This is a genomic window from Streptomyces sp. NPDC031111 (genome assembly GCF_055570675.1).
This window is the reverse complement of the sequence record NZ_JBVIGS010000032.1, coordinates 1-11,851: the sequence shown is the minus strand read 5'-3', so window position 1 is coordinate 11,851 and position 11,851 is coordinate 1. Positions and strand designations below refer to the sequence as shown.

The 11,851-nt window shown below is 71.5% G+C and carries 9 protein-coding genes and 1 pseudogene; 8 read left to right on the top strand and 2 right to left on the bottom strand.

Annotated features, from left to right (window positions below; translation table 11 throughout):
- Positions 1-36: 36 nt before the first annotated feature.
- Positions 37-1,311, bottom strand: a complete 1,275-nt coding sequence (locus ACZ470_RS37745; protein ID WP_468434487.1) for an extracellular solute-binding protein — start codon at positions 1,309-1,311, stop codon at positions 37-39.
- A gap of 373 nt (positions 1,312-1,684) precedes the next feature.
- Between ACZ470_RS37745 and ACZ470_RS37740 the strand changes: the two genes are divergently transcribed.
- The 7 genes and pseudogenes from ACZ470_RS37740 to ACZ470_RS37710 all read left to right on the top strand — a co-directional run bounded on the left by ACZ470_RS37740 (position 1,685) and on the right by ACZ470_RS37710 (position 9,522).
- A complete protein-coding gene (locus ACZ470_RS37740) occupies positions 1,685-2,449 on the top strand; it encodes a GntR family transcriptional regulator (protein ID WP_468434486.1) in 765 nt (254 codons plus the stop codon).
- Between the two features lie 189 nt (positions 2,450-2,638).
- Complete coding sequence (locus ACZ470_RS37735; RefSeq protein ID WP_468434485.1) at positions 2,639-4,162, top strand: glycoside hydrolase family 3 protein; 1,524 nt, start codon at positions 2,639-2,641, stop codon at positions 4,160-4,162.
- A 107-nt stretch (positions 4,163-4,269) separates the two neighbouring features.
- Entirely contained in the window at positions 4,270-5,295 is a 1,026-nt protein-coding gene (locus ACZ470_RS37730; protein WP_468434484.1) for a phytanoyl-CoA dioxygenase family protein, read from the top strand.
- Complete coding sequence (locus tag ACZ470_RS37725; protein ID WP_468434483.1) at positions 5,292-6,623, top strand: DUF6271 family protein; 1,332 nt, start codon at positions 5,292-5,294, stop codon at positions 6,621-6,623. Before ACZ470_RS37730 ends, ACZ470_RS37725 begins: the two co-directional genes overlap by 4 nt.
- Positions 6,605-7,777: pseudogene (locus ACZ470_RS37720) on the top strand (type III PLP-dependent enzyme); the annotation flags it as partial. The gene ACZ470_RS37725 and the pseudogene ACZ470_RS37720, both read left to right, overlap by 19 nt.
- The gene (locus tag ACZ470_RS37715) at positions 7,766-8,311 is read left to right on the top strand and encodes a GNAT family N-acetyltransferase (protein ID WP_468434521.1); all 546 of its coding nucleotides are present in this window, start codon (positions 7,766-7,768) and stop codon (positions 8,309-8,311) included. The pseudogene ACZ470_RS37720 and the gene ACZ470_RS37715, both read left to right, overlap by 12 nt.
- 5 nt (positions 8,312-8,316) lie before the next feature.
- A complete protein-coding gene (locus ACZ470_RS37710; RefSeq protein WP_468434482.1) occupies positions 8,317-9,522 on the top strand; it encodes an MFS transporter in 1,206 nt (401 codons plus the stop codon).
- A gap of 1 nt (position 9,523) precedes the next feature.
- Here ACZ470_RS37710 and ACZ470_RS37705 read toward each other — a convergent pair whose 3' ends face one another.
- Positions 9,524-10,354: a glycoside hydrolase family protein gene (locus tag ACZ470_RS37705; RefSeq protein WP_468434481.1), complete on the bottom strand. Its 831-nt coding sequence runs from the start codon at positions 10,352-10,354 to the stop codon at positions 9,524-9,526.
- A 187-nt stretch (positions 10,355-10,541) separates the two neighbouring features.
- Between ACZ470_RS37705 and ACZ470_RS37700 the strand changes: the two genes are divergently transcribed.
- Entirely contained in the window at positions 10,542-11,720 is a 1,179-nt protein-coding gene (locus ACZ470_RS37700; protein WP_468434480.1) for a beta-1,3-glucanase family protein, read from the top strand.
- Positions 11,721-11,851: the final 131 nt, after the last annotated feature.

The window sequence follows — 11,851 nt, the reverse complement described above, 5'->3', positions numbered from 1 at the left end:
TGGCCGGCCCCCGCTCCGGTCGGAGCGCGTGCGCTTCTACTGCTGCTGCGCCAGGCGCTTGTTGAACTCGCCCTCGACCTGCTTGGCGGCCTCGGCCGGGGACTTGCCGCTCACCACGGCGGTCAGATACGTCTTGATCGGGTTGGGCGCGTTCTCGACCGCGGCCCACTCGGGGATCAGCGGCGTGGTGCCACCGACGGCGGCGGCCGGCGCGGCGGCCTCGGCGGGGGCGTTGCCCTCGAGGTTGCTCTGGAGCGAGTCCTTGTTGGGGATGACGCCGTTGAGCTTGGCCAGCTGGCCCTCGAACTTGTCGGACAGGGCGAGCTTCAGGAACTCCTTGGCGAGGTCCTGCTTCTTGCTGCCCGCGGCGACGGCGAGGTTGGAGCCGCCGAGGAAGACGCCCTCGGGCTTGTCGGCCGTGGCACCGGGGATGGTGAAGTAGCCGATCTCCTTCTCGATCTCCGGGTTGGCCTTGACGGCGATGCCGGCTTCCCAGCCCATGCCGATGAAGGCGCCGGTCTTGCCCTTGGCGAAGATCTCACCCTGCTGCGGGGTGGCCTCGTCCTTGTCCTTGGGCGCCTTCGACAGGGCCTGGAACTTCTTGTACGTCTCCGCGGCCGCGGCGACCTTCGGGTCGGCGAGGTTGGAGACCCACTTGTCGCCGTCCTTCTTGACCAGCTCGCCGCCCTCGCCGATCACCAGGCCGACGAAGTGGTACCAGTTCTGGCCGGGCATGTAGATCGGCTCGGCGTCGGTCTTCTCACCGATCGTCTTGAGCGCGTCGTAGAACTCGTCGCGGGTCTTGGGGGTGTCCTTGAGGCCGGCGTCCGCCCAGACCTTCTTGTTGTAGAGGACGACACGGTTGGCGAAGAACCACGGGGCCGCGTACTGCTTGCCCTCGTAGACGGACGACTCGTTGAGCGACTCGGTCCACTCGCCGCCGATCTCGGCCTTCAGGTCGGCGAGGTCGGCGAGGCCGCCGGTCTTGGCGTAGGCCGGGGTCTGGGTGTTGCCGATCTCGAAGACGTCCGGCGGGTTCTCCTCGGACAGGGCGGTGGTCAGCTTCTGCTGGATGCCGTTCCACTGCTGGACCTCGAACTCGACCTTCGCCTTGGTCTTCTTCTCGAACTCGGTGGCGAGGTCCTTCTGCCACTGGTCCGGCGTGGAGCCGTCCATGACCCACACGGTGAGCGTCTCGCCGGCGTAACCGTCCGCGCCGGCCTTCTTGTCCTCACCGTCGTCGCCGCCGCACGCGGCGACGGAGAACAACATGCCCGCGACCCCGATCGCGGCTATCAGCTTGCGCTTCACGCGCCACCCCTCCTCAGGAATGCCTTGCACACCCACGCCCTCGGCGGTGACCCTCACAACGGCGCAACAGCTCGGCGGGCTGGGACCCGGCTTCCTCTAAATGGTTTAGACCAGCAAGGGGGAGCTTGGCCTAGACCTATGGCTCTGTCAAGGGTCGTGGACTCACGCCTCGGTAACGGCTCGGACACCCCTGTTCGGGCCCAGAACTCCACCCAAACAGGGACGGGTTGAGGCTTGGACTAGACCAAAGCGAGAACGCACGGTTATAACGGGATCGCCGAGCGTGCGGCGCCGAACCCGGCCGTCCGCCGAAGTGCACCGCGGCCGGCGCCCTGCCGTCCGCGCGCCGGACACCGCAGCCGGAAGGCAGGTCATGAGCACGGATGTCAGCAGCGCCCGGGCCGACACGGGGGCGCCGGGCCGCGTCGGACGCGTTCCGAAGTACTACCGCATCAAGCAGCGGTTACTGCAGATGACCGACGAGCGCGCCCCGGGCGCCCCGATGCCGGCCGAGCGCCTGCTCGCCGTCGAGTTCCGCACCTCCCGCACCACGATCCGCAAGGCCCTCCAGGAGCTCGTGAGCGAGGGCCGGCTGGACCGGATCCAGGGCAAGGGCACGTTCGTCGCCCGCCCGAAGGTCTACCGGACGCTCCAGCTGACCTCGTACACGGAGGACATGCGGGCCCAGGGGCTCAACCCCGCGTCACAGGTGCTGGACATCGGCTACGTCGCCGCCGACGCGGAGCTGGCGGCGCTGCTGGAGGTGGAGCCGGGCGACAGGGTGCTGCGCATCGAGCGGCTGCGGCTGGCGGGCGGCGAGCCCATGGCGATCGAGGCGACGCATCTGTCCGCGCGGCGCTTCCCCCAGCTGCGCCGCAACCTGAGCCGGTACACCTCGCTCTACACCACGCTCGCCGAGGTGTACGGGGTGCGGCCGACGGAGGCCGACGAGACCATCGAGACCTCCCCGGCGACACCGCGGGAGGCGGGACTGCTCGCCACGGACGTGGGTCTGCCGATGCTGCTGCTGTCCCGCCACTCGCGGGACGAGACGGGAACGCCGATCGAATGGGTCCGCTCGGTGTACCGCGGCTCGCGCTACAAGTTCACGGCGACCCTGACGCGGCCCCTGCCGTGACGCACTCGGCGCCCTGACCGGGCCGTTCGCGCCCAACACCGGCTTCTCCCCGGGCTGTTGGGGAACCCGGCCGAAAGGGCATTCCTTGACACGGCCCATTGGTCCAGTCCAACATCCCAGTGGTCTGAACCACTCGTGGCGGGTTCCTTCGGGAGCCGCCGCGTGCACAACCTTGCACGGAGGTCCCGCATGACCGAGAGCAGCCACCCGCGACTGCTGCGGTGGGCGCACTCCGTGCTCCAGCCGGGCTTCGAGGGGACCACGGTGCCGGACTGGGTGCGCCGCCGGATCTCCGAGGGGCTCGCCTCGGTCGTCCTGTTCGCCCGCAACATCCACGGCCCGGAGCAGGTGGCGGGGCTCACCGCCGCGCTGTACGCCGAGAACCCCGGCCTCGTCGTCGCCGTCGACGAGGAGGCGGGCGACGTCACCCGTCTGGAAGCCCGCACCGGGGCCTCCCGCCCGGGCAACCTGGCGCTGGGCACGCTCGACGACATCGATGTCACCGAGCAGGTGGCCCGGGACGTCGGCCGGGAACTGCGCGGCCTCGGCATCACCCTGAACTACGCGCCGAGCGCCGACGTCAACACCAACCCGCTGAACCCGGTCATCGGGGTGCGTTCCTTCGGCGCGCGACCCGACGTCGTCTCCCGGCACGCCGCCGCCTGGGTGCGGGGACTCCAGTCCGCGGGCGTCGCCGCGTGCGCCAAGCACTTCCCGGGCCACGGTGACACCGCGGTCGACTCCCATCTCGGGCTGCCGCAGGTGTCGGCCGACGCCGGCACCCTCGCGCTGACCGCGCTGCCCCCGTTCATCGCCGCGATGGACGCGGGCGTGCGGGCGGTGATGACCGCGCATCTGCTCGTCCCCGCCTACGACGGGCGCTGGCCGGCGACCCTGAGCCGCCCCGTCGTCGGCGATCTGCTGCGCGGCGAACTCGGGTTCACCGGGCTGGTCGTCACCGACGCCGTCGAGATGGGCGCCGTGGCCGACCGCTACGGCGTGACGGGTGCCGCCGTCCGGGCCGTCGCCGCCGGCGCGGACGCGGTCTGCGTCGGCGGCGGGACCGCCGGCGAGCGGACCACGGCCCGGCTGGCGGACGCCCTGGTGAGCGCCGTACTCGACGGGCGTCTGCCGGAGCAGCGGCTCGCCGAGGCGGCGGGCCGGGTGCGGGAGTTCGCCGAGTGGACGGGCACGCTGCGGCGCGCCGCCCGCGCGCCCGAGGGCTCCCCCGGCATCGGTCTGGCGGCGGCCCGGCAGGCCGTCCGCATCCACCACAAGCCGGACCGTGACACCGAGTTCCCGCTCGTGGGCACCCCCCACGTGGTGGAGCTCTCCCCCGCCACCACCCTCGCCATCGACCCCGGAACCCCGTGGGGCGTGGCGGAACCGCTGCGGACGCTGTGCCCGGGCACCACGTCCGTCCGGCTCGGCGAGGACCAGCTCGAGGACGGTGACGAGGTGCTGGACCGGCTGGCGCTCCGCCCGGCCGACGGCCGTCCGCTCGTCGTGGTCGTCCGGAACGCCGCCCGCTACGGCTGGATGTCCCGCGCCCTCGCCGGCCTGGTACGCCGGCGGCCCGACGCGCTGGTCGTCGAGATGGGCGTCCCCGCGGGTGAGCGCCCCGGAGCGGTGTATCTGGCGACGCACGGCGCGACACGCGTCTCGGGCATCGCCGCGGCGGAGGTCCTTACGGGCCGCACGGGGCCGTCGTAGCACCGACCGACCATCTTCCCCTCCTTCCCCTCCTTCCCCTTCTCTCCTTCTCTCCTTCTCTCCTTCTGTCCGCATGCCGTGAGTGATCCCGATCTCCGGAGTACCGCATGACGACGCACCACCGCTTCTTACACCGCGCCGCCTCCGAGCGCCCCTACTTCAGCGCCGACGGCGAGACCTATCTCGCCGAGACGCAGTTGCGGCACCTGACCAAGTCCCTGCCGCTGCGGGTGCTCTCGGAGGAACAGTTCGCGTCCTGGCAGAACCACGGCTACGTGGTGGTGCCGGAGGCGATCTCCCCCGACGCGGCCAAACTGCTGCTGGAGTTCGCCTGGGACTTCCAGGGCATGGATCCGCAGCGTCCCGAGACCTGGTACGAGGAGCGCGACTTCCGCTCGGACCTCGACCGGGACCTGTTCATCTACGGCTTCGTCGAGGCGTACCAGCACCAGCTGATCTGGGACAGTCGGCAGAACCGCCGGGTCTACGACGCGTTCGTGGACGTCTGGGACTGCGAGGAGCTCTGGGTCACCCTGGACCGCCTCAACCTCAACCCGCCCAATGTGCGCAACCGTTCGCGTTCCTTCATCGAGCCCACCGACGAGGGGTTCGACATCGAGTTGCACTGGGACGTCGACACCACGGCGAGTGTGCCGCCGCAGCGGGTGCAGGGCATCATCGCGCTCACCGACACCGAGCCCGATCAGGGCGGTTTCCAGTGCTCCCCTGAGCTCTTCCGCCGCTTCGAGCAGTGGAAGGTCGGGCAGCCCACGGACCGGGACCCGATCCGGCCCGGCACCGACCGCCGCGAGTTCCCGGTCGTGCGGCCCCAGCTCAAGGCCGGTGACCTGCTGATCTTCAACGGGATGCTGGCGCACGGCGTGGCCCCCAACACCTCGGCCGACGGGGTGCGCGCGGTGCAGTACCTGTCGATGATGCCGGCGCTGGAGGAGCACGAGGAGCTGCGGCGCTCGCGGGTGAACTCCTGGCGCACGCTCAGCACCCCGGAGTGGAACGCGACCCTGCTCGGCGACGCGAAGAAGCACGAGTCCCTGCGCTACGGGCCCGCCGAACTCGACGACCTGGGCCGCAGATTGCTGGGACTGGACTCCTGGCACGAGCGGACACGATGAGACAGGGAGCCGACGTGCACCGGATATGCCTGGCCCTCCCGACCAACCGGGAGTGCTCCGCGACCATCACCGCCATCGGGGAGGAAGCCGCCTACGCCTCCCGGCACTTCGACGTCGAGACGCACCTGGTGGTCCTCGACTCCTCCGACGAGCGCACCCGCGAAGCCCACGCCCGGGCGCTCGCGGCGCTCCCCGAGGTCCCGCGCGTCGTCGTGCACCACCTCGACGAGGCGGCCCAACGGGACTTCCTGCGCCGTGCGATCGACCGGGCCGCGCTCGCCGAGCCGGACCGGATGCTCGACCTCATGCTCCCGGACGCGCTCTCGTACGGCGCCTGCACCAACCGCGCGTTCCTCGTCGCCGCGGCGCTGGGCTGCCGTTCGACGCACCGGCGGGACTCCGATTGCAGCTACCAGGTCTTCGACGGCGAACCCGTCTTTCCCATCCACCATGAGCTGACCTCGCTGGGCAAGCGCGCCGGTGACGCCTTCGGCGGGGTGTCGGAGGTGACGCTCGATCCCTCGATCGCCCATCGGCCCGTGTCGATGGTGGGCGCCTCGTTCATCGGGGAGCTCTCCGTGGACATCGGCGGGATCCGGGAGCTCGACAAGGAGGTGTACGACGAGGTCGTCGGCCTCTGGGCGCCCGGCCACTGGTCCGACGAGCAGCGGCGCGAACTGGTCGAGGACTCCTTCAAGGGCGCCGGGGTGCTCCCCTTCACGGGCGACCACTCGACGCTGGGGCTGGTCGACCCGATGCGGGTCGACATGTCCAACATCGCGTTCGACCGCGACGTGTACGAGCGGCTGCCGCTGCCGCCCGCCACGGACACCATCGGCAGCGACTACTTCCTCATCCACGCCGTGTACGACGCCGCGCTGCCGGGCGTCCTGCACAACCGGCACATCGAGAACTGGTACACCGGGGAGCGCCGCACCCACGCGGGCTTCATGGCGTACCAGACGCGCTATGTGAAGTTCCTGCTGTCGATGCTGTATCTGCACCACGTCTACGAGCGGATGGCCGACGCGGGCCCCGCGCTGCTCGACGACGGCGGCCGGCTCGACCCGGCGCCGTTCGCCGCCTTCCTCGCCGAGAGCGTGCGGCTGGACCGCACGGAGAACGAGCGGCGGCTGGACCGGGTCGCGGCGGCGTACGGGCGACTGGGCGGGAAGTACGCCGAGTTCGCGCGCGGCATGACGGCGGACCGGGAGCGGCTGCTGGACGAGGCGGCGCTCGACACCGAGGACTTCGTGACGCTGATCGGGGGCTGGGAGGCCCTCGTACGGGCGAGCCGGGACACAGAGGTGTGGAGCGGTTCGCGGTGAACGGGTCCCTGCGGGCGGCACTGGCGGCCGCCGACGAGGACGCGCTCGTCTACGACCTGGACGGCATCGCCGCCCAGTACGACGCGCTGGCCGGGGAGCTGCCCGGCGTCGACATCCGGTTCGCCGTGAAGGCGTGCCCGGTGGAGGAGGTCCTGGCCCGCCTGGCGGGCCGGGGCGCCGGCTTCGACGCGGCGAGCCCCCGGGAGATCGTCCGGGCGCTGGCGACGGGCGTGCCCGCGCACCGGGTGCACTACGGCAACGCCGTCAAGTCCGACCGGAACATCGCGGAGGCGTACCGGCTCGGCGTCCGGGACTTCGCCACGGACAGTGTGGAGGACGTCGCCGCGCTGGCCGAACACGCCCCGGGCGCCCGGGTGTTCTGCCGGCTGGCGACCAGCGGCGAGGGCGCGCTGTGGGGGCTGAGCCGGAAGTTCGGCTGCTCGGCGGAGGACGCCGTGCGGGTGCTGGAGGCCGCGCGGGACGCGGGGCTGGTCCCCGCGGGGCTGTCGGTGCACGTCGGATCGCAGCAGATGACCGCCGAGGCGTGGCAGCAGGCCCTCACCACCCTCGCCGACGTGCTCATCGCGCTGCACGGCCGCGGGATCGTGCCGGACCACGTCAACCTCGGCGGAGGTCTGCCCGCGCTCGGGTACGCCGACCGCAGGGGGGAACGGCTCGACCCGCCGCTGGACAAGATCTTCGCCGTGCTCCGTGAGGGCATGGAGCGGCTGACCGAACTGTCCCCGCGTCCCCTGGACTTCCTGATCGAACCGGGGCGCCATCTGGTCGCCGACCACGGGGCGGTCAGGGCGCACGTCGCCCGGCTGACGACCCGCCACGGCCCGGACGGGGAACGCGAGCGCTGGCTGTATCTGAGCTGCGGCAAGTTCAACGGCCTGTACGAGATGGACGAGGTGCGGTACCCGCTCGTCTTCCCGTCCCACCCGGACGGCGCCGACCCGGTGCCGGTCGTCGTCGCGGGCCCCACCTGCGACAGCGACGACGCCTACGCGCACGAGCACCCCCGGGTGCGGGTGCCGGGGGCGGTCGTGTCGGGCGACCCGGTGTGGGTGCTGTCCGCCGGGGCGTACGCCGCCAGCTATACGACCGAGGGCTTCAACGGCTTCGGTCCGCTCCCCGTCGTGTGCGTGGGCGGCGACGCCCCGGAGGTGCGCGTCCGCGCGATCGCCGAGGACGACTGGCCGCGGATCGCCGCGCTGGAGGCGGAGGTGTACGCGCCGGCCTCGCTGTCCGAGGGCGTCGAGGCGCTCCGGTCCCGGTGGCGGGTCTCCCCGGCGACCTGCTTCGTGCTGGAGACCGGCGACCGTGTGGCCGGCTACGTCCTCTCCCTGCCCTATCCGCGCTACCGGTACCCGGATCTGGCCCGGCCGGAGGAGCGGGCCTTCGACTCGCGCAATCTGCATCTGCACGACCTGGTGATCGCGGACGATCTGCGGGGCCGGGGGCTGGGCAGCAGGCTCGTGCGGCATCTCACGACGACCGCGCGGCGGTTGTCCTTCGAGCGGATCTCGCTGGTCGCCGTCGGCGGGACGGGGGGCTTCTGGGCCGGGCACGGGTACCGGCCCGACCCCGGCGCCGAGCTCCACGGGAGTTACGGCGACGGCGCCGTCTACATGTCCTGCCCGGTCCACCACCACCGCCCCGGCGGCTCGGAAGAGGGGTCCTGACGCCCATGCTGCCCACCCTCGGCGACTTCCGCCGCGACCAACTGGCGATCGCCTCGCTGTTCTGCTTCCTCGGCTTCCAGTACGCCACCTGGGCCTCCCGGCTGCCCGCCCTCAAGGACCGCTTCGACCTGGGCGGGACGGAGGTGGGACTGCTGCTGATGATCTGCGGTGTCGGGGCGGCGGTATCCTTCCCGCTGGTCGCCCCGCTGATGCGGCGGCTCGGGGCGCGGCGGCTGGCGCTCTGGTCCGCGCTGGGACTCGTGGCGGTGCTGCCCGTGCTGGCCACGACGGGCAGCTACCCGCTCGCCCTGCTGGTGATCTTCGTCGACGGGGTGGCCGTCGGCTGTCTGAACGTCGCGATGAACGCGCAGGGCGCCGCTCTCGAGGCGCACTACGGCAGGGCCGCGATGGCCCAGCTGCACGCGACGTTCAGCGGGGGCTCGCTCGGCGGCGCGCTGCTGGCCTCCGGGGTGAACACCGTGACGCACTCGGTGACCGCGCACTTCACCGTGGCGGCGGCCCTGTCGGTGCTGCTGCTGGCCGGTTCCCGGCCCCGGGTGCTCACCGACGCCCCGGCCGCCGCCCCGTCCGGGGAGCAGCGGGCCGAGGGCGGGAAGAAGGGGCTCAGGAGCCTGACCGGCGCCTCGCGCGCGGCGCTCTGGCTGGGCTGCGCCATGGTGTTCGGCACGGTCGTCGAGGGCGCCATGAACGACTGGTCGGCGCTCTATCTGACGGAGGAGACCCAGGCGTCGGGACAGATGGCGCCGCTGGGTATCGCCGTCGTGTCGGTGATGATGGTGCTGGCGCGTCTCCTGGGCGACGGCTGGCGGAACCGCTGGGGCGACGCGCGCATGGTGCGCGTGGGCAGCACCATGGCCGGTACGGGTCTGGCCCTGGCCCTGCTGACGGGCGGCACCTGGCCGGCGCTCGTCGGCTTCGCCTGCGTCGGCCTGGGCATGGCGACGGTGACGCCCTGTCTCTACGTCGCCGCCGCCGCGGAGGGCCCCGACGCCCTGGCCCTGGTCGCCGCCATGGGCACCACCGGTCTCCTCGCGGGCCCGGCCCTGATCGGCTTCGTCGCCGGCGTCACGGACCTGACGACCGGCATGGCGGTGGTCGCGGCGTCCGCCGTGCTGGTCGCGGTGTGCTCGCGATGGGTCGGATGGAAGAAGAAGGAGGAGCCCGGCACGTCCCTGACGGTCGCGGGCTGACTCACCCCGCCGAGCGGTAGGCGGCTCCCACCCGGTTCGCCCGGGCACCGTCGTACAGGCCAGAGCCGTCGCCGCGGCTGGTGGAGAGCGTGAACCAGGCGTACCGCTTGACGTACGGCAGCTGTTGCAGCATGGCGGTCGACTGCTTGACGAAGGCGGCCTGCTGGGCCTTCGTGGGGTAGCGGGGCGTGCCGTTCGAGAAGTCGATCAGTGCGTACTCGGTGAGCCAGATCGGCTTCTTGTAGCGCCGGTGGGTGGCCTCGATGTAGTCACGGAGCTGCGCGGTCGCCCGCTTGCTGTCGAAGTCCGCCCCGTACCAGTGCAGCGGGACGAAGTCGACGCGGTACTTGCGCGCGGCGGCGCCCTTCATGAAGCGGTCGAGCCAGCCACCGGCCCGGTCGGCGCCGGTGGCGACCGCGGGCGCGCCGAGCCGCATGCCGGTCGACTGGAGGCGGGGCCACAGGTCGAGGGCCTGCTCGACGGTCATGTGCGACTGCTGCGGGTGGTCGGGCTCGTTGAAGCCGAGGAGTATCTCGCCCTGTGCCTTGGCCCGGTTGAGCTCCTCGGCGTTCACCGACTGCGGTCCCCAGATCATCGGGACGAACTCGACGCCGGCGGGCGCCTCGATGCCGCCCCGGCCCGACGACCAGGTGTAGAACCAGTCGGCCCCGGAGTCGGCCAGGGCCCGGTTCACTCCGTCGAACTTCCAGGCGCTGATGCCCTTCTTCTCCACGGCCGCCGCCGTTTCCGGCGCGGAGCTCGCCTCGGCGGTCCCCAGCGGGAGCAACAGCATGGCGGTCAGCAGGGCCGGGAGCACACGTGATCGACGCATTTCTTCATCTCTCTTCTGCCCGAAACCGAAGGACCGTAATGACGGTCCACAAAAGCATGGCAGGCGAGAATGCACACACTCCATGAAATCGCACGGGAAAAAATCCGGGATAAATCGGAGTACTCCTTGAATGGCTGTACCGTCACCCTCGCCGATAACTCCTCACCCATTCAAGGAGAATGACGGAATGACGACGCACGACCAACCGCGCGCAATTGCGCGCCGTTCCCTTCTGGTGGCGGCGGGAGGCGCCGCCCTGGCCGGTCCGCTTCTTTCCGCCGCCGCGCCGGCGGCCCACGCGGCGGCCGGGGCGCGGCTTCCGCTGACGATCGTCAACAACAGCGGCGAGTTCAGGAACGCGTCGGTCCACGTGTACATCGTGGGGACGCAGAACGGCCGGCAGGTCAGGGTGAACCGGGCCGGACAGGCCGTCCCGCTGGCCCTCGCGGACAACAAGGCGGGCGGGTTCACCGACTACGCGATCCCGCTCGCGGCGAGCGGCGAGACCCGTCTCTCACTCCCCCGCATGTCCGGCCGCATCTACGTCTCCCTGGGCGGGAAGCTGAAGCTCAGGGTGGTCCTGGACGGGAACGGGCGGCCCGCCCTCCAGACCCCGGCCGGCTGGGTCGCGTCGGACCCCAACTACCCGGTGCTGCACGACTGCGCGGAATTCACGCACAACGCCGACGGCATGTTCTGCAACACGACCATGGTCGACATGTTCAGCGTCCCGATGAGCCTGGAGCTGATCGGGCGCGGTCGGCACACCACCGGCGCGGTGCGCAAGGGAGGACGGGCGGCCGTCTTCGCCGACCTGCGGCGGCGCCCGGCGTTCGAGCGCCTGGTGGTGAAGGACCGGCGTGTCATCGCCCCCGGGCACGGCCTCAACGCCGGCCGGTTCTCGGCGAACTACTACGGCCCCTACATCGACCAGGTCTGGCAGCGCTACACGCGCCAGAACCTCACCGTCCGCACCGTCGCGGGCACCTTCACCGGCCGGGTGAGCAACGGGAAGCTGACCTTCCGCGGTCCCGCCGCACTCACCTTCGACCGGCCCACCACCCGCGACATCCTCTTCTGCGACGGCAGCCTCCACGCACCCAACGACGGTCTGCGCGGCCCCGTGGCGGCGGTCCTCGGCGCCGGCTTCAACCGCTCGGTGCTCCTGCGCGCCGAGGCCCAGCCCACGACCCGCGCGGCGGCCTTCTACCAGGCGCCCGTCACCAACCACTACGCGCGGGCGATCCACTCGGTGGTGAACAACGGCAAGGCGTACGGCTTCGCCTTCGACGACGTGGGTGACTTCGCCACGTACATCCAGGACAACGCGCCCCAGCGCCTGCGCCTGACGATCACGCCCTTCTGATCCCCGGACACACCACCGCCGCGGGGGGGGGGGGGGGGGGGGGGGGGGGGAAAAAAAAAGGGGGGGGGGGGGGGGGGGGGGGGGGGGGAGGGAGGGGGAGGGGGGGGGGAGGGGAGGGTAAGTGAAGAGAG

Bases quoted from the DNA above. Each gene is read 5' to 3' on its own strand.
- ACZ470_RS37700 (WP_468434480.1), top strand. From the start codon at position 10,542: ATGACGACGCACGACCAACCGCGCGCAATTGCGCGCCGTTCCCTTCTG.
- ACZ470_RS37740 (WP_468434486.1), top strand. From the start codon at position 1,685: ATGAGCACGGATGTCAGCAGCGCCCGGGCCGACACGGGGGCGCCGGGC.
- ACZ470_RS37735 (WP_468434485.1), top strand. From the start codon at position 2,639: ATGACCGAGAGCAGCCACCCGCGACTGCTGCGGTGGGCGCACTCCGTG.
- ACZ470_RS37725 (WP_468434483.1), top strand. From the start codon at position 5,292: ATGAGACAGGGAGCCGACGTGCACCGGATATGCCTGGCCCTCCCGACC.
- ACZ470_RS37730 (WP_468434484.1), top strand. From the start codon at position 4,270: ATGACGACGCACCACCGCTTCTTACACCGCGCCGCCTCCGAGCGCCCC.
- ACZ470_RS37710 (WP_468434482.1), top strand. From the start codon at position 8,317: ATGCTGCCCACCCTCGGCGACTTCCGCCGCGACCAACTGGCGATCGCC.
- ACZ470_RS37705 (WP_468434481.1), bottom strand. From the start codon at position 10,354: ATGCGTCGATCACGTGTGCTCCCGGCCCTGCTGACCGCCATGCTGTTG.